General features: G+C 61.4%; 15 protein-coding genes. 5 read left to right on the top strand and 10 right to left on the bottom strand.

Annotated features, from left to right (window positions below; all coding sequences use genetic code 11):
- Positions 1-3 precede the first annotated feature (3 nt).
- Both ACS3QZ_RS01480 and ACS3QZ_RS01475 read right to left on the bottom strand, forming a co-directional pair.
- Complete coding sequence (locus ACS3QZ_RS01480) at positions 4-1,101, bottom strand: UDP-N-acetylglucosamine--N-acetylmuramyl-(pentapeptide) pyrophosphoryl-undecaprenol N-acetylglucosamine transferase (RefSeq protein WP_456036244.1); 1,098 nt, start codon at positions 1,099-1,101, stop codon at positions 4-6.
- A complete protein-coding gene (locus tag ACS3QZ_RS01475; RefSeq protein ID WP_093093110.1) occupies positions 1,098-2,264 on the bottom strand; it encodes a peptidoglycan glycosyltransferase FtsW in 1,167 nt (388 codons plus the stop codon). Before ACS3QZ_RS01475 ends, ACS3QZ_RS01480 begins: the two co-directional genes overlap by 4 nt.
- A gap of 131 nt (positions 2,265-2,395) precedes the next feature.
- Between ACS3QZ_RS01475 and ACS3QZ_RS01470 the strand changes: the two genes are divergently transcribed.
- Positions 2,396-3,589, top strand: a complete 1,194-nt coding sequence (locus ACS3QZ_RS01470) for a BaiN/RdsA family NAD(P)/FAD-dependent oxidoreductase (protein ID WP_456036243.1) — start codon at positions 2,396-2,398, stop codon at positions 3,587-3,589.
- On the opposite strand, the gene murD is transcribed toward ACS3QZ_RS01470, so the two are convergent.
- From murD to mraZ, 8 genes are all read right to left on the bottom strand, one after another.
- Positions 3,586-4,989 (bottom strand): UDP-N-acetylmuramoyl-L-alanine--D-glutamate ligase, encoded by a 1,404-nt coding sequence (murD, locus tag ACS3QZ_RS01465; RefSeq protein ID WP_456036242.1) that lies wholly within the window; start codon positions 4,987-4,989, stop codon positions 3,586-3,588. The two genes, ACS3QZ_RS01470 and murD, sit on opposite strands and share 4 nt — an antisense overlap.
- A 145-nt stretch (positions 4,990-5,134) precedes the next feature.
- A complete protein-coding gene (mraY, locus tag ACS3QZ_RS01460) occupies positions 5,135-6,217 on the bottom strand; it encodes a phospho-N-acetylmuramoyl-pentapeptide-transferase (protein ID WP_456036241.1) in 1,083 nt (360 codons plus the stop codon).
- Entirely contained in the window at positions 6,218-7,660 is a 1,443-nt protein-coding gene (locus ACS3QZ_RS01455) for a UDP-N-acetylmuramoyl-tripeptide--D-alanyl-D-alanine ligase (protein WP_456036240.1), read from the bottom strand.
- On the bottom strand, positions 7,657-9,129 hold the full coding sequence (locus ACS3QZ_RS01450; protein ID WP_456036239.1) for a UDP-N-acetylmuramoyl-L-alanyl-D-glutamate--2,6-diaminopimelate ligase: 1,473 nt from the start codon (positions 9,127-9,129) through the stop codon (positions 7,657-7,659). The genes ACS3QZ_RS01455 and ACS3QZ_RS01450 overlap by 4 nt, the downstream gene beginning before the upstream one ends.
- Positions 9,130-9,159: 30 nt before the next feature.
- Positions 9,160-10,944, bottom strand: coding sequence for a peptidoglycan D,D-transpeptidase FtsI family protein (locus ACS3QZ_RS01445; protein WP_456036238.1), 1,785 nt, complete (start codon positions 10,942-10,944; stop codon positions 9,160-9,162).
- Positions 10,941-11,288, bottom strand: coding sequence for a cell division protein FtsL (ftsL, locus tag ACS3QZ_RS01440; protein WP_165610033.1), 348 nt, complete (start codon positions 11,286-11,288; stop codon positions 10,941-10,943). Before ftsL ends, ACS3QZ_RS01445 begins: the two co-directional genes overlap by 4 nt.
- Positions 11,288-12,262 (bottom strand): 16S rRNA (cytosine(1402)-N(4))-methyltransferase RsmH, encoded by a 975-nt coding sequence (gene rsmH, locus ACS3QZ_RS01435; RefSeq protein WP_456036237.1) that lies wholly within the window; start codon positions 12,260-12,262, stop codon positions 11,288-11,290. The genes ftsL and rsmH overlap by 1 nt, the downstream gene beginning before the upstream one ends.
- A gap of 1 nt (position 12,263) precedes the next feature.
- On the bottom strand, positions 12,264-12,755 hold the full coding sequence (mraZ, locus tag ACS3QZ_RS01430) for a division/cell wall cluster transcriptional repressor MraZ (protein ID WP_456036236.1): 492 nt from the start codon (positions 12,753-12,755) through the stop codon (positions 12,264-12,266).
- A 725-nt stretch (positions 12,756-13,480) separates the two neighbouring features.
- Here mraZ and ACS3QZ_RS01425 point away from each other — a divergent pair.
- The 4 genes from ACS3QZ_RS01425 (at position 13,481) to ACS3QZ_RS01410 (ending at position 16,588) form a co-directional block, all read left to right on the top strand.
- On the top strand, positions 13,481-13,954 hold the full coding sequence (locus tag ACS3QZ_RS01425) for an NUDIX hydrolase (RefSeq protein ID WP_456036235.1): 474 nt from the start codon (positions 13,481-13,483) through the stop codon (positions 13,952-13,954).
- Between the two features lie 75 nt (positions 13,955-14,029).
- Positions 14,030-14,476, top strand: a complete 447-nt coding sequence (locus tag ACS3QZ_RS01420) for a DUF1178 family protein (protein ID WP_456036234.1) — start codon at positions 14,030-14,032, stop codon at positions 14,474-14,476.
- A 32-nt stretch (positions 14,477-14,508) separates the two neighbouring features.
- The gene (locus ACS3QZ_RS01415) at positions 14,509-15,153 is read left to right on the top strand and encodes an SDR family oxidoreductase (protein WP_456036233.1); all 645 of its coding nucleotides are present in this window, start codon (positions 14,509-14,511) and stop codon (positions 15,151-15,153) included.
- A 142-nt stretch (positions 15,154-15,295) separates the two neighbouring features.
- The gene (locus tag ACS3QZ_RS01410; protein WP_456036232.1) at positions 15,296-16,588 is read left to right on the top strand and encodes an O-acetylhomoserine aminocarboxypropyltransferase/cysteine synthase family protein; all 1,293 of its coding nucleotides are present in this window, start codon (positions 15,296-15,298) and stop codon (positions 16,586-16,588) included.
- Positions 16,589-16,672: the final 84 nt, after the last annotated feature.

The following is a 16,672-nucleotide window of genomic DNA, read 5'->3' as shown; positions in this document are numbered from 1 at the left end:
GTCTCAGTCTTCCTTGCTTGCCAGCATCTCAACAAGCGCCACGAGGTTTTCCGTAGCATCAGGCTTGCCCACTGATAGCGCTGCCCGCGCCATCTGGGTTGCCCCATCAGGATTGCTGAGAATGTTGGTGATCTGATCGGTCATGACCCCAACCGTCAGTTTGCTTTCCGGGATAAGAATGGCGCCCCCCGCCTTGACCAGCCCGCGCGCATTGGCGGTCTGATGATCCGCCGTTGCGGCGGCATAGGGGATCAGGATGGAAGGCCGACCGATCACGCTGATATCGGCCACGCTTGACGCACCCGAGCGCGAAATCACAAGCTGCGCCTCGCTCAGGCGGGCCGGAACGTCGTTGAAGAACGGCTGCACGTCCGCCGCAATCCCCTGTTCCGCGTAAAAGGCCGTGACCCGGTCGAAATCTTCATCGCGCGCCTGATGGCTGACACGCACATTGCGCCGAAGCCCTTCGGGCAGCGCGGCGATGGCCATCGGCACCGTGTCCGACAGGATACGCGCGCCCTGAGAGCCGCCGATCACGAGAATCGACATCGGGTAGTCCCCCGGCGGGATATAGCCCGACGCAGCCCGGTCCAGCACCGCCCGGCGGACCGGGTTGCCGGTATGGATGCCTTCGATCCCTTCGGGCAATGTGGTCGGCCATGTGCCGCAGGCAATCGCATCGACGCGGCTGGCGAATTTTTCGTTCACACGCCCAAGGACACCATTCTGTTCATGGATCATGCGCGGCAACTTCAAGAGCCACGCCGCTCCCAGCGCGGGAATGCTCGGATAGCCGCCAAAACCGACCACGACCTCGGGACGATCCTTGCGGAATTTCAACACGCTCGACAGCACGCCGCCAAGAATGCGGAACGGCACCGCCAGCTTGGCCAATGCGCCGCCGCGCGCGAAGGTCGCACTTGAGACTTCCTCGATTTCGACCGTATGCGGAAAGCCACCCGTGTAACGCGCGCCGCGCGCATCCGTGCTCAGCTTGACCCGCCAACCCTTGCGCAGCATGATCTCTGCCAGCGCCTGCGCGGGGAACATATGCCCCCCGGTGCCACCGGCTGCAATCACCAGCAATGGCTGTTCATTCATCTCACGTGTCCCCGCAGAATTTCACCGATCTCGCCCTGAGGCCGGGTGCGGGTAAACGCCAAAATCATGCCAACTGCAATCCCCCCTGCGATCAGCGAAGAGCCCCCGTAGCTGACGAAGGGCAAGGTCATGCCCTTGGAGGGCAGAAGGCGCACGGCTACACCCATGTTGACCATCGCCTGCACGCCGAAAATCGACACGAGGCCGGTGCCAGCGAGGCGGATAAAAGGGTCCCGTTCGCGCATCAGGCGGAAATAGCTGCGCAGCACGATCGTGGCATAAAGTGCGATGATCACCATCACCAGGATCAGCCCATATTCCTCTGCAGCAACGGAAATAATGAAATCCGTGTGGGCGTCCGGCAGGCTCCATTTCACCTGTCCCTCGCCCACACCGACGCCAAAAAGCCCGCCTTCACGAATGGCGTTGGTGGCGTAACCAATCTGGGTTGTCGGATCGAGCGACCGGTCAAGAAAGCCGTCAATCCGGCGGGCGAAGTGTTCGGAGTTCGAATAGGCGAACTGTGCCGCCGGGTAGATCGCCAGCAAGATCCCGCCGATCAGCACCATTGGCGCGCCGGAAACGAAGTACATGACGCTCCAACCGAACAGGATCAGACAGGCCTGTCCGAAATCCGGCTGCAGCGCCAGCATGACCACGATGGTGATCATCAACAGGAAAGACCACATCCGCCCCGGCGGCCCGTTGATTTCTTCATTGGCCGCCATCAGCCACGCGGCCACGACCACGAAGCCGGGCTTGAGAAATTCGGAGGGCTGGAGCGAGCCAAACCCGAGCGAATACCAGCGCACCGCCCCCTTGCCGAAATCGGTTCCGAAAAACGGTAGCATCGCGGTGGCCAGTAGGGTGACGATGAACCCGATCACAGCAAGTCGCCGTACGAGGATGGGTGACATCATCGAGGTGAGCAGCATCGCGACCATCGCGGCACCGCCGAAAATCACCTGTTTCTTGACATAGTGAAAGGCTTCGAACCCGTTCTTTGCCGCCAGCGGCGGCGAGGCCGCCATGCCCAGCAGGATACCTATCCCGAACAGCAAAAGAATGGACGTCATAGTCCACTTGTCCAGCGTCTGCCACCACTTGGGAAGCACCGGTTCACGCTCCTGTACAGGAAGCGCGCCATAAACCATCTCTGTCATCGGGACCCGCCGATATCTGCCTCAAAACGCCCGTTTTCCGGGTCTGAGTGAGAGCATAGCATCGAAGCCCTGCCTTGGGAACCCACACCACCCACTTGACCGAAAGCGCCGCATCAGGCAGGGGCGGTGAGATGCGCTACGATACGATCATTCTGGGTGCCGGCGCCGCCGGCATGATGTGCGCCACGCAATGTGGCAGCAGGACACTTGTGCTGGACCACGCCAAGGCCCCGGGCGAAAAGATCCGCATATCCGGCGGTGGGCGCTGCAACTTCACCAACATGTATGCCGGACCGGAGAATTTCCTGTCACAGAACCCGCATTTCTGCAAATCCGCACTCAGCCGGTACACCCAATGGGATTTCATTGACCTCGTAGCCCGTCACGGCATCCCCTATCACGAAAAGACTCTGGGTCAGCTGTTTTGCGACGACAGCGCGCGTGACATCATCGGGATGCTGCGCACCGAAATGGATCGCGGCGGGGCAGAGCTTCGGTTGAACACGCAGATTGTCAGCGTGTCCCACGACGGCACGGGATTTGAAGTGGAAACCGAAACCCAAGGCCAGCGCACAACGCTGCGCTGCCAAAACCTCGTTCTTGCGACGGGGGGCAAATCCATTCCCAAGATGGGCGCCACCGGGCTTGCCTATGACATTGCCCGCCAATTTGGACTTTCCATCACCGAAACCCGGCCTGCCCTTGTACCTTTCACCTTCTCGGACAATCCCTTCAAGGCGCTGTCGGGAACAGCGCTGCCGGTCTGTGCGGAAGCCGGGTCGACCCGTTTCGACGAAGCCATGCTGTTCACCCATCGCGGTCTTTCCGGTCCTGCGATGCTGCAGATCAGCTCGTTCTGGCGCGAGGGGGATGACATCACCATCAATCTGTTTCCCGAACGCGATCCGTTTGAAACCCTGCGCGCACGCCGCCAAAGCGACGGGCGCCGCAACCTTTCAACGATCCTAGCGCAGATGTTGCCCGCCAAGCTGGCCGATCATCTCTCGTCCGACTGGCAGCTTTCGGGCAATATCGGAGATCAAAGCGACGCATCGCTGCGCGCCCTGTCCGAGCGACTGACCCACTGGACCCTGCGGCCGACCGGGACCGAAGGCTATCGCACCGCCGAAGTCACCTTGGGAGGGATCGACACGGATCACCTGTCTTCACGCACGATGGAAGCCAAATCCGTGCCGGGGCTTTATGTCATCGGCGAAGCGGTGGACGTGACCGGCTGGCTTGGTGGGTTCAATTTCCAATGGGCGTGGTCCTCGGGCTGGGCTGCCGGACAGGCGATCCGTTCAAATCTCACCCCGGCGACCTAGAGCCCAAGCGCGCGCTTCACCTCGGCGCCGAAATCCTCGCCGCGTTTTTCAAAGCTGTCATACTGGTCAAAGCTCGCCGCCGCCGGGGCCAAAAGCACCGTATCCCCGGCCTCGGCATCGGCGACGGCCTGGCGCACGGCCTCGGCCATCGTGGTGCAAACCACGGCCTCGACCCCTTTGAGCTGCATGGCAAAACCGGCTGCCTCGCGCCCGATGACATAGGCCTTGCGCACTACGCCCGCGGCCTCGGCCAGATCACCAAGCCCGCCTTCCTTTTCCAACCCGCCGCAGATCCAGCGGATATTGCCAAAAGCCCCCAGCGCCTTTTTCGCCGCATCCACATTGGTGGCCTTGGAATCGTTCACATAGGTCACGCCGTCCGCCTCGGCGATAATCTGGCTGCGGTGCGGAAGGCCGCCAAAGCTTGCAAATCCCTTTTCGATCACCTTCGGCGCAAGGCCCAGAGTGCGCGCCACCGCGTAGGCGGCACAGGCGTTCTGATGGTTATGTGTGCCCGGCAGCCCCCTGATCGAACGCAGGTCGACCGAGCCGACTTGCCGCCCCTTGCGCCACTCGCTCAGGAACCCCTTGCGGGCAAAGACCTGCCAGCCCGGCCCCGAGAGTTTTTCCGCCACTGACACGCGGATCACCCGATCATCGGCCGGGCCTTCGGACAGTTGATCGGCCAGAAACAGCCCCTCGGCCTCGTCCACGCCGATCACCGCGCGATCCGGGCCACCCTCGGCAAAAAGGCGACGCTTGGCCGCGAAATACCCGCCCATGCCCCCATGACGGTCAAGGTGATCGGGTGACAGGTTGGTAAAGACGGCCACATCCGGTGTCAGCGCGCGGGCAAGGTCGGTCTGATAGCTGGAAAGTTCCAGCACGATCACATCCCCGTCTTCGGCCGGATCCAGATCAAGCACCCCGCGCCCGATATTGCCCGCCAGCTGCGTGCGCCGCCCGGATTGATCCAAAACGTGATGGATCAGCGCGGACGTGGTGGATTTGCCGTTCGACCCTGTGACTGCCACTACCTTGGGGGCGATGTCGAAATTCTGCCACTCTGCCGTAGCGAAAGAGCGAAAGAACAGCCCGATGTCGTTGTCGACCGGCACCCCGGCCTTTAGCGCTGCGCGCACCACCGGGTTGGGTTTCGGATAGAGATGCGGGATTCCGGGGCTGACAATGAGCGCGGACACATTTTCGAACGCGCCCTGCCGGGTCAGGTCGGCACAGGTGAAGCCTTCGTTTTCGGCGACCTCCCGCGCCGCCGGATTGTCATCCCAGCACAGCGCCTCTGCCCCCCCGGCGCGAAGCGCGCGCGCGGTTGCCAACCCCGAGCGGCCAAGGCCAAGCACGGCCACGGTTGCGCCTTCAAAACCCTGTACCGGAATCATTTATGTCCCCTTCCACCGATTTCCCCGACAGTGCCTGTCTCATCCCGTCGGGACAAGTGTTCCCGTCGGATGCCTCCGGCGGGGGTGTTTCCGCAAAAAAGAAAGATCGGTAGGCCCCGAGCGCGTCTGGCAAGTGCCAGACTCCTTAGCGGATTTTCAGCGTGGCGAGGCCGATCATGGCGAGGATAAGCGAGATGATCCAGAAACGGATCACGATCTGCGGTTCGCTCCACCCCTTCTTCTCGTAATGGTGATGGATTGGTGCCATGAGGAACACGCGTTTACCGGTGCGCTTGAAATAGAGCACCTGAATAATGACCGAAAGCGCTTCGACCACGAACAGGCCACCGACGATGCCCAGCACCAGCTCGTGCTTGGTCGCCACCGCGATCGCGCCAAGCGCGCCGCCAAGGGCCAGCGAGCCCGTATCGCCCATGAAGACGGCCGCGGGCGGCGCGTTGTACCACAGGAAACCCAGTCCACCGCCCGCAATCCCGGCGGTAAAGATCAGGATTTCACCCGTTCCGGGGACGTAATGCAGATCAAGATACTCGGTAAAGTCGACACGCCCCACCGCATAGGCGATGATGCCCAGCGTTCCGGCAGCAATCATCACCGGCATGATGGCCAAACCATCCAGACCGTCTGTGAGGTTCACAGCATTCGCCGCCCCCACGATCACGATCATCGCGAAGGGGACGAAGAAGAAACCGAGATTGAGCAAGACATCCTTGAAGAAGGGCAACGCCAAATGCATCTGCATCGCTTCGGGTTGCAGGAAGGTCGCCCACCAAGCGGCAATCGCGGCAATGACAAAGCCCATTAACAGGCGGATTTTTCCCGACACGCCGTCGGTGTTCTGTTTGGAAACCTTGGCATAATCGTCGGCAAACCCGATCAAACCGTACGCCAACGTCACGAACAGCACCAGCCAGACAAACCCGTTGTCCAGCCTTGCCCAAAGCAGGGTGGACGTCATCAGAGCCCCCACGATCAACAATCCGCCCATCGTTGGCGTGCCTGCCTTTACGAAATGCCCCTCGGGACCGTCGTCGCGGATCGGTTGGCCCTTGCCCTGCTTGCGTCGCAATACGTCGATCAGAGGGCGCCCGAACAGGAACCCGAACAGCAATGCCGTCAGGAACGCCCCACCGGCGCGGAAGGTAATGTAGCGGAACAGGTTGAAAATATCCCCGCCATCCGACAGCTCGGTGAGCCAGTAGAGCATTCAGGAGTCCTCGTCATTTGATTGCGGGGCGGGATGGCCCAGTTTGCGCACCGCGTCAACCACCTTGGCCAGGCCCATGGACAATGACCCCTTGACCAGCAAACAATCGCCTGCATCCACCAGATGCCGGATCTCGGCGGCCATTTCGCCGCTGGTTTCCGTCCACATCCCACGCTTCTCGGGAGGGAGTGCCGCATAAAGGTGCTGCATCAGCGGACCGACGCAGTGCACCTTGTCGATACGAGCCATCGCCGGATGGTCGGCGAGCGCGGCATGCATCTTTGACTCTTGCGGTCCCAGCTCCTTCATGTCCCCGACAAAGGCGGTCCGACGGCCACGCCCAATGCGCCCGACGCCATCCACTGGCTGCGCGGCGGCCAACACGTCCAAAGCGGCACCCAGCGACGTCGGGTTGGCGTTATAGGCATCATCAATCAGATCAAGGGTGCGGTCCGTTTCCACCGGGTCAAGCCAGATCGTCTCGCGAACACCGCGCCCGGCATAGGGTTTCCAACGCCCAAGATCGCCGGTCGCCATCGCGAGGTCGCCCCCAAGCGCCTGCACAGCCGCCAGTGCGCCCAAGGCATTCATCGCAAAATGCGCCCCGGCGCTGTTGATCTTGTAAACCGTCTTTTCTCCGTCGACCCGCGCCCGCGCCACGGTGATATCCCCGGTCAGTGTCACGTCGAGAAGCGTCCAGTCCGGCGCTTTCCGGCCAAACTCGATGCGCGCCACCGCCAAGTCGTCCGCGTGTTCACGCAACACATCCGCCGTGTCGATATCAGTGTTGACGATGGCCACGCCCCCCGGCTCCAGCCCATCGAAGATCGAAGCTTTCTCGGCGGCGATCCCGGCAACATTCTCGAAGGCTTCGAGATGCACGGCGGCCACGGTCGTGACCAAAGCTACATGCGGGCGCGCCATCCGCGCCAGCGGCGCGATCTCTCCGGGATGGTTCATTCCGATCTCGATCACGGCAAAGTCGGTCTCTTGGGGCATGCGCGCCAGCGTCAGCGGCACCCCCCAATGGTTGTTGTAGCTCGCCACGCTGGCATGGGTTTTTCCCTGCCCTGACAGCATCGCACGCAGCATTTCCTTGGTGGAGGTCTTGCCCACCGAGCCTGTCACGGCCACCACACGCGCCTGTGTCCGTGCACGCGCGGCGCGGCCAAGGGCCTCCAGTCCGGACAGCACATCCTCGACAATCAGGAGCGGCGCATCCTCGGCTACCCCTTCGGGAATGCGCGAAACAAGCGCCGCAGCTGCCCCGGCCTCCAGCGCCTGTGCAACAAAATCATGCCCGTCGCGTGCCGCCGTCAGGGCCACGAACAGGTCTCCAGGTTCGAGCGTGCGCGTATCAATCGACACGCCGGTGCAGGTCCAGTCACAGGTTGCGCAGCCACCGGTTGCCTCGGCTGCCGCCGCAGAAGTCCAAAGGCTCATGCCATTCCCCCGTCCAAGGCCTCCACCGCCACGCTGGCCTGTTCGCAATCATCAAAGGGCAACATGTCATCTCCGACAATCTGCCCGGTTTCATGCCCCTTGCCCGCGATCAGCAACGCATCGCCCGCCTGTAGCGCATCCACCGCGCGCAGGATCGCTTCGGCGCGGTCGCCCACTTCGGTTGCCTCGGGGGCGCCCTCCATCACCATGGCCCGGATCGTTGCCGGATCTTCGCTGCGTGGGTTGTCATCCGTCACGAAAACCACATCGGCATTGCGCGCAGCGGCCTGTCCCATCAGCGGGCGCTTGCCCTTGTCGCGGTCCCCCCCAGCGCCGACCACGGCCACAAGGCGCCCCATCACATGCGGACGCATCGCCTGGAGTGCGGTTTCCACTGCATCGGGCGTATGGGCATAGTCCACGAAAACAGCCGCACCGTTGGCGCGCGTCGCGGCCAGTTGCATGCGCCCGCGCACGGTCTTCAGCTCTTGCAGGACTTCAAAAACCCGCTCGGGCTCGGCTCCGCAGGCAATGGCCAGCCCCGAGGCCAACAAAACGTTTTCCGCCTGAAACCCGCCAATCAGGTTGAGCCGCGCCAAGTAGGCCCGCCCGCGAAAGGTAAACCTGATATCCTGCCCGGTCGTGTCAAACCGCTGCGTTGTCAGTTCAAGATCTGCCCCCGACCGGCCCACGGTGATCACCTCCTGCCCACGCGCACGGGCAATCGCCGCCATATCCACCCCGCGCGGGTCGTCGATATTGATCACGGCGACTCCTTCTTCAGGCAGGACACGGGCAAACAATCCGGCCTTGGCGTCGAAATACTCTTCGAAACTGTCGTGGTAGTCGAGGTGATCCTGCGTGAAATTCGTAAACCCGGCAGCGCGCAAATGCACTCCATCAAGCCGCCGCTGGGCCAATCCGTGGCTGGACGCTTCCATGGCTGCGAACTGCACACCAGCGGCACTGCACTCTGCCAGCACCCGGTGCAGGGTAATCGGTTCAGGCGTGGTGTGCTTCAAAGGGGCCTGATAATCGCCCTCCACCCCTGTCGTGCCAAGATTGACCGCTTCGAGCCCCAACTCCTGCCAGATCTGGCGCAGGAAAGTGGACACCGATGTCTTGCCGTTGGTGCCTGTGACCGCCGCCATGACGCCGGGCTGTTCGCCGAACCAGAGCGCGGCGGTATAGGCCAGCGTCTGGCGTGGGTCTTCGCAGACAACAAGGGCCGCCTCTGACGCCGCCAGTTCCGCGGCAGCGATTTCAGCGCCTTCGGCGTCCGTCAGGATCGCAGAAGCGCCCATACGCAAGGCGAATTGAATGAATTCCCCGCCGTGCACCCGCGTGCCCGGAAGCGCCGCGAAAAGAAAGCCGTCCTTCACGTCACGGCTGTCCACCGCCAACCCGGTAATAACGGGGTTGGCTCCTTTCGCGGCCGTCAGCCCCAGTTGTGAAAGCTGTCGTGCCATGCCTGCCATCTGCCCTGCCCTTGATCTGGCTTAATTCGATGTCAGCGTTATATCAGCCAGAAGCCCGGGTTCAATGTCGGGCCGCAGCCCCAAAAGCGGTGCCACGCGGGTGATCATTTCGGCAGCCACGGGCACTGCTGTCCAACCAGCCGTCCGGCGCGGTTTCGGACCCGAGGTCTCGACCGACTCGTCCAGCGACACGATTAGCACGTATTTGGGATCATGCGCCGGAAACATCGAGGCAAAGGTGGCAATCACCTTGTCCTCGTAGTATCCGCCGCCGTTTTCCTTGGGCTTGTCTGCGGTTCCTGTCTTGCCCCCAACGGCATAGCCGGGCACATCGCCAAAGCTGGCCGTGCCTTCGGTCACGACAAGCCGCAACATCCGCCGCGCCGCTGCCGCGCTGTCTTCGGTCATGATGCGCGGCCCGTCCTGCGCGGCATTTCGCTTGAGCAGAGTCGGCAACACACGTTTTCCGCCATTTGCAATCGCCGCGTAACCGGCAGCCAAGTGCAGTGGGCTGGCCGACAGGCCATGCCCGTAAGAGATCGTCATGGTCGACAGCTCGGACCAGTTCTTGGGCAGCAGGGGCTGTGCGCCGCGTGCCTCGACCAACTCCACAGGCGTCGGTTCAAAAAAGCCCAGATCACGCAGGAACCCTTGCTGGCGCGCCGCGCCGATAAGCTGTGCCATGCGGGCCGTGCCGATATTGGAAGATTTCACGATCACCTTGGTCAAGGTCAGCTGCGGCCCGTAATTGTGGAAATCACGGATCTTGAATTTGCCCCACCTCAGCGGCCCGGCCGTCTTGATCATCGTGGCCGGGTTGGCAAGGCCAAGCTCCATCGCCTGAGCCGCCGTGAAAATCTTGAAGGTCGATCCAAGCTCATACAGGCCCTGCACCGCGCGGTTGAACAGCGGACTGTCGCTGGCATGACCCTTGGTGGGCGGACGCGGACGATCATTCGGATCAAAATCCGGAAGGCTGACCATCGAGATGATCTCACCCGTATGCACGTCCATGAGCACTGCCGCCGCGCCCTTGGCATTCATCAGCTTCATGCCGCCGTAAAGCACGCGCTCGGTTGCGGCCTGAACCGTCAGGTCCAGCGACAGGGTCAACGCCTTGCCGCCATTCGCCGGATCGCGCAGCGCTTCGTCAAACTGTTTTTCGACACCGGCAACGCCGATCACCTCGGCGGCATGCACGTCTTCCTTGCCAAAACTCGCGCCACCCAGAATGTGCGCCGCAAGGCGACCATTGGGGTACAGACGCATCTCGCGCGCGCCGAACTGCAGGCCCGGATCACCAATATCATGCACGGCCTGCTTCTGTTCTGGACTGATTTTCTTCTTGATCCACAAGAATTTGCGCTTGCCCGTGAAATCTTTGACAAGCCGTTCTTCCTCAAGGTCTGGGAAAATGTCGACCAGTTCCTTGGCGACCCGCTCCTTGTCAATCATGTGTTGTGGCTGAGCATAGAGCGAATGGGTTTCCAGGTTCGTCGCCAGAATGCGCCCCTTGCGGTCCACGATGTCAGCGCGCTGCGCAACGATCCGGTTGGCCGAATAGTTGGCGCGCGGCTCGACGGCCTCGGAATAGCTTACGATTCCCATGCGCGCGCCAACGGTGATGAAGGCGCCCAGAAACAGGATCGACATGATAAACAGGCGCCCCTCGGCGCGCGCGCGGCCTTTGTCACGCATCTCTTCATGGCGCTGGCGGATGTTTTCGCGCTCGATCACATCGGGGTTCTCCCCGGCGTCGCGTGCACGAAGGATCGAGGCCAGTGGTCGCAGCGGTTTGCGGATCATGGGCGCTCTCCTTCGCTGGACACATCCACGGCGCCGTCCAGATCAAACTGCAGCCCACTCGGCGGATAGGCGACCTGATCGACCTTGCCGAACTGGTCGGGACGCAAGGGAAGAAGCTGCAGATCGTCATAGTTGATCTCGGCCAGATCGCGCAGGCGCTCTGGGCGGTTAAGATAGGCCCACTCGGCATTCAACACGGACAGCCGGGCGCGTGCCTCGCCGATCTGGCGCTGCAACTGGTGGGTTTCGGCAATCGCATTCTGGGTGCGGTAGTTTTCCTGATAAGCCCAGACCGCCAGCCCGATCACCGCCAGCGCGGTCACGACAAACAAGATCGCCCGCATCAGTTTCGCCCCCCAAGTGTTGGCATTCCAATGTCTTTTCCTGAAACTTCACCCGCAGGCGCATCGGTGCGCCGCGCCACGCGCAGCTTGGCGGACCGGGCGCGCGGGTTGCGGTCCAGCTCTGCCTCATCTGGCCCAACGGCCTTGCGTGTGATCAATTCAAAAGCGGGCGCCTCACGCTCGACCTCGGGGGCATAGCGATTCACGTTGCCTTTACGCCCCGCGCGGGCCTGCAGGAACCGCTTGACCATGCGGTCCTCGATCGAATGGAACGTCACAACAGCCAGCAACCCGCCCGGCTTCAGGGCGCGCTCCGCAGCCATCATCCCTCGGAACAACTCGCCATACTCGTCATTGACCGCGATCCGCAGCCCCTGGAAGCTGCGTGTCGCCGGGTGGCTCTGCCCCGGTTTGGCGCGTGGTAGGCAACCTTCGACAATGTCGGCCAGCTCCAATGTCGTGGTAATTGGCTGCGCCGTCCGCGCCCGCACAATCGCGCGCGCAATGCGTCGGCTGGCCCGTTCCTCGCCGTAGTGGAACAGGATATCGGCAAGCTCCGCCTCGCTTGCTTCGTTGACAAGATCCGCTGCTGAAGGTCCATCCTGGCTCATCCGCATGTCCAGTGGGCCGTCCTTCATGAAGGAAAACCCACGCTCGGCCAAATCCAGCTGCATCGAACTCACCCCGAGATCGAGCACTACCCCGTCAAGGTCGGACGCATATTCATCCAGCCGGGAGAAAACCCCTTCGACCATCGATATCCGATCACCATATTCGCCAACCCAGGGCGCCGCCATTTCGAAGGCCAGCGGATCGCGATCGACGCCGGTGACATGTTCCGCCCCCGCCTCAAGCAGCGCGCGCGTATAGCCACCGGCCCCGAACGTCCCATCCAGCCAACGCCCTCCGATGGGCGAACAGTGTTTCAGGATTGCGTCGATAAGCACCGGGATATGTGCTTTGTCCGACCCCATGTCAGTCCAGATCTCCGTCTAGATAGACCGACGGATCGACATCCGGGTCAAAACCCTCTTCGTCCAGCGCATCGATCGACGCGTCATAGATTTCCGGCTTCCAGATTTCGAACGTGTCGCCCGAGGCCACGAACCGTGCCATGCCATCCAGGCCGATCTTTTCGCGCAGCTTGGCCGGAAGCACGATCCGGCCCGTATCATCCACCACGATCTCGACGGATTGCGCCGAATACAGGCGCTCCATTGCCTTACGCTTGGCGGATCCGCGGGGGAACTTGGAAATCTTGTCGTCGACCTCGTCCATGGCTTCGATGGTAAAGCCCTCGAGGAACTCACGCGTCGCGCCGCCATAGACAAGGATCAGGCGCGGCGGCAGACCTTCGGTCCAGTCGGGATCACAGCTTTCGATGACACGGCGAAACGAGGCCGGGATTGACACCCTGCCTTTGCTGTCGACCTTGTGGTCGCTTTCACCTCTGAACCTGCGTGCCACGGCCTGCCGGTCCCCTCTTCACTGTCGCCCCAATTCTGCCGGAGCCTTGAAACGAAACGGCGGATTGATCTGCTGCCACTGATCAATCCGCCGCCCTCGTCCCGCTCTAGCGGGTGTCCAGCTGCGCGCGCCACCTGGGGGGATGTCTGCTCGCCCGCGCGCCGGATCTCTCTATTCCGATGAAGGCGGATGCCTGTATGAAACCTGACTTGGGATTTTCTTATGGGGTCTTTAGCGCCCCTTTGTTCCCGTCCTCATCGTGTTATTAGGGATGACATGGGAATTCATGGAAATCAACAGGAAATTTTGGGTTAGAACACAATATTTGGTCCCAAGGGCCCCTGAAAAACAAGATGATGTGGCAAAACTTGGACCCCAAAACACAACATATAGATAAAGGATCGAAAATTAAGACTACATAGAGCCCAAGACGGCGGTACTCATTTTCGTCCCGCGAATTCCCAAAAATTTTACCCCCCTTCCAAAGGAACCACGCCGAACCATGGCTCAGCATGCCACTCCAAGGCGCATTTTGTTGGGAATTCTCCATTTGATTCGTGAACGGCTGACCCATGGACGCGCACGTTCCCACGATTTCCCATACTCACTCCCATTTGGCCCTATCCCTTGGTGGTGCCGACCTCATGTGCAGGGAATCATTGGTGAAACCGCTCGGCTTTGATAATCTCGCGTTACGAGCAGACGACACAGCGCGGAGGCCCCAAATGGGCATGCAGCAACCCGCCAACATCGCCGCGATGGTCAAAGCGGCCACCAAGAACGGACACGCACTGCAATACGGCGCGTTGGTCTATCGCATCATCAATGACAAGACACAGGTCCTGTTGATCACCTCGCGCCGCTCCCAACGCTGGATCACGCCAAAGGGCTGGGGGATTTCGGGACTGAAACCCCATCAGACCGCGGCCCAGGAAGCTTGGGAAGAAGCTGGCGTGCGCGGGCGAGTCTCCAAGCATTGTATCGGTGTGTATTCCTACGAGAAGCCAGACAAGGACAGCAGACTGCAAACCCGGTCCGTGATGCTGTTCCCGCTCGAGATGCGCAAACTGAGCAACCGCTTTCCCGAACGCGATGAACGCCGCCGCAAATGGCTGAGCCCCAAAAAGGCCGCCCTGCGGATCGACAATCCCGAACTGGCGAGGCTCATAAAGAAATTCGATGCCCGACTGCTGCGATAGCGCGGCTTGAACGTTCCCATGACGCCAATTATGTTTTGATCAGGGATAAGACGACCCTGAAAGCACCGACGAGCCATGATCAACTACACGCTGAAATGCGCCAACGAACACCGCTTTGACAGCTGGTTCCAGTCTGCAGACGCCTTTGAGAAACTGAAGGCGGCCAGGATGGTGTCCTGTGCCATTTGCGGCGACAGCAACGTTGAAAAAGCGATGATGGCGCCGCGGGTTCGTCCGGCGCGCTCGACCTCGGAAACACAGCAAGGCGGGGCGCCCGAACGCGCCCTGTCAACCCCCGCCAGCCCTGCCGAACAGGCGCTGGCCGAACTCAAGCGGCATATCGAGAAGAACTCGGACTATGTCGGCAACAAGTTTGCCTCCGAAGCCCGCGCCATGCACGAAGGCAGCGCGCCGGAGCGCGCAATCTATGGCGAGGCGCGCCCGGAAGAGGCCAAGGCGCTGATCGAAGACGGCGTGCCGGTAGCGCCCCTGCCCTTCAACATCACACGCAAGACCAACTGACCGCAAGAAACCAAGGTATAAGGGAGACGCCCATGCATGTCGTGATCACAGGCGCCAATCGCGGCATCGGGCAGGCACTCGACAGAACCTTGCGCTCTCAAGGGCACGACGTCACGGGTACGTCCCGTGCCGGAGGAGAGTTCGAACCGCTGGACGTCACCGACAGCGCCAGCACACGCGCCCTGTCTCACCGGCTGGATTCGCGCCCCGTCGACCTTCTGGTGTGCAATGCCGGCGTTTACCTCGACAAGCACGAAAATCTTGCCGATGGCTACCCGGCCGAGATGTGGGCGCAAACATTCGCTGCCAACGTGACCGGCGTTTTCCTGACCGTTCAGGCGCTTCTGCCCAACCTGCAGCTTTCTCGCACCCCCAAGATCGCTATCATTTCCTCGCAAATGGCCTCTCAGGAACGCGCACCCGGCGGAAGTTACATCTATCGCGCATCCAAGGCCGCCGCGCTCAACCTCGGACGCAACCTCGCCACCGATCTGCGACATATCGGTATCGCGGTCGGAATCTACCATCCCGGATGGGTGCGTACCGATATGGGGGGAGTCGCCGCCGAAATCTCCGTCGAGGAGTCAGCCAGCGGTCTCGCCAAGCGTTTCGCGGAGCTTTCTCTCGAGACAACCGGCTGTTTTCAAACCTGGGACGGACGTCCACACCCGTTCTGACCGATACGCTTGCGACGGCGCGGGCAGTGCTCTCTCTCCCTTTCATACATTCAAATAGACGAAAGCGACGCAACGCCCGTTGCACCTGCGTGCGCCTGCCCCTAACACTGTTGCCAACATTGTCTCAGGGAGGTTTTTCCGAATGTCCGACGCACCCACACATGGTTTTGACACGCTGCAAATTCACGCGGGCGCACGCCCGGATCCGGCCACCGGCGCACGCCAGACGCCGATCTACCAAACCACGGCCTACGTGTTCCGCGATGCCGAACATGCAGCCGCCCTCTTCAATCTACAGGAAGTCGGTTTCATCTATTCCCGCCTGACCAACCCCACCGTCGCGGTGCTGCAGGAACGCATTGCAACCCTGGAAGGCGGCGTGGGCGCGGTTTGCTGCTCTTCGGGCCACGCGGCACAGATCATGGCACTGTTCCCACTGATGGGTCCGGGCTGCAACGTGGTGGCCTCTACCCGTCTTTATGGCGGCACCGTCACCCAGTTCAGTCAGACCATCAAGCGCTTCGGCTGGTCGGCCAAGTTCGTGGACACAGACGATCTCGACGCGGTGCGTGATGCCATCGATGAAAACACCCGTGCGGTTTTCTGCGAATCCATCGCCAACCCCGGCGGCTACATCTCGGATATCGAAGCACTCGCGGGCGTCGCGGATGCCGCCGGTGTGCCGCTGATCGTGGACAACACCTCGGCCACGCCTTACCTCTGCAACCCGATCAGCCTTGGTGCGACGCTGGTGGTGCACTCCACCACCAAGTACCTGACCGGCAACGGAACCGTCACCGGCGGCTGCATCGTGGATTCGGGCAAATTCGACTGGTCGGCTTCGGACAAGTTCCCGTCGCTGTCCCAACCCGAACCCGCCTATCACGGGCTCAAGTTCCACGAAACCTTCGGCCCGCTGGCCTTTCCCTTCCACGGCATCGCCATCGGGTTGCGTGATCTGGGCATGACGATGAACCCACAGGCAGCGCATTACACGCTCATGGGTATCGAAACCCTGTCGCTGCGCATGGAACGCCATGTTGAAAACGCCAAGACAGTTGCCGGGTGGCTGGAACAGCATGACCTGGTGGACTACGTGACCTATGCGGGCCTGCCTTCTTCGCCCTATCATGACCGTGTAGAACGCATTTGTCCCAAAGGTGCGGGCGGCCTGTTCACCGTGGCCCTCAAGGGGGGGTATGACGCCTGTGTCAAATTCGTCGACAGCCTCGAAATCTTTAGCCACGTAGCCAATCTTGGTGACACCCGCTCGCTGGTGATCCATTCGGCTTCGACCACACACCGTCAGCTCACCCCGGAACAACAGGAAGCCGCAGGTGCAGGCCCGAACGTGGTGCGCATTTCGATCGGGATCGAAACGGCTGCGGACCTGATTGCCGATCTTGATCAGGCGCTGGCCAAGGCTCACGCCTGATCCACTTACCCAAAAGTGAGGCGCGCCAACTGAAAACGGCGCGCCTTTTTTGTTGAATGACATTCGCAGAGCGCCCCCGGATCG

The sequence above is a fragment of the Shimia sp. W99 genome (assembly GCF_053851455.3).
Note: the sequence above shows the minus strand (reverse complement) of the source record. Positions and strands in the feature narration are given on the sequence as shown.

Coding starts and splice junctions, on each gene's coding strand:
- ACS3QZ_RS01480 (WP_456036244.1), bottom strand. CDS start 1,101: ATGAATGAACAGCCATTGCTGGTGATTGCAGCCGGTGGCACCGGGGGG.
- ACS3QZ_RS01475 (WP_093093110.1), bottom strand. CDS start 2,264: ATGACAGAGATGGTTTATGGCGCGCTTCCTGTACAGGAGCGTGAACCG.
- ACS3QZ_RS01470 (WP_456036243.1), top strand. CDS start 2,396: ATGCGCTACGATACGATCATTCTGGGTGCCGGCGCCGCCGGCATGATG.
- murD (WP_456036242.1), bottom strand. CDS start 4,989: ATGATTCCGGTACAGGGTTTTGAAGGCGCAACCGTGGCCGTGCTTGGC.
- mraY (WP_456036241.1), bottom strand. CDS start 6,217: ATGCTCTACTGGCTCACCGAGCTGTCGGATGGCGGGGATATTTTCAAC.
- ACS3QZ_RS01455 (WP_456036240.1), bottom strand. CDS start 7,660: ATGAGCCTTTGGACTTCTGCGGCGGCAGCCGAGGCAACCGGTGGCTGC.
- ACS3QZ_RS01450 (WP_456036239.1), bottom strand. CDS start 9,129: ATGGCACGACAGCTTTCACAACTGGGGCTGACGGCCGCGAAAGGAGCC.
- ACS3QZ_RS01445 (WP_456036238.1), bottom strand. CDS start 10,944: ATGATCCGCAAACCGCTGCGACCACTGGCCTCGATCCTTCGTGCACGC.
- ftsL (WP_165610033.1), bottom strand. CDS start 11,288: ATGCGGGCGATCTTGTTTGTCGTGACCGCGCTGGCGGTGATCGGGCTG.
- rsmH (WP_456036237.1), bottom strand. CDS start 12,262: ATGGGGTCGGACAAAGCACATATCCCGGTGCTTATCGACGCAATCCTG.
- ACS3QZ_RS01425 (WP_456036235.1), top strand. CDS start 13,481: ATGGGCATGCAGCAACCCGCCAACATCGCCGCGATGGTCAAAGCGGCC.
- ACS3QZ_RS01420 (WP_456036234.1), top strand. CDS start 14,030: ATGATCAACTACACGCTGAAATGCGCCAACGAACACCGCTTTGACAGC.
- ACS3QZ_RS01415 (WP_456036233.1), top strand. CDS start 14,509: ATGCATGTCGTGATCACAGGCGCCAATCGCGGCATCGGGCAGGCACTC.
- ACS3QZ_RS01410 (WP_456036232.1), top strand. CDS start 15,296: ATGTCCGACGCACCCACACATGGTTTTGACACGCTGCAAATTCACGCG.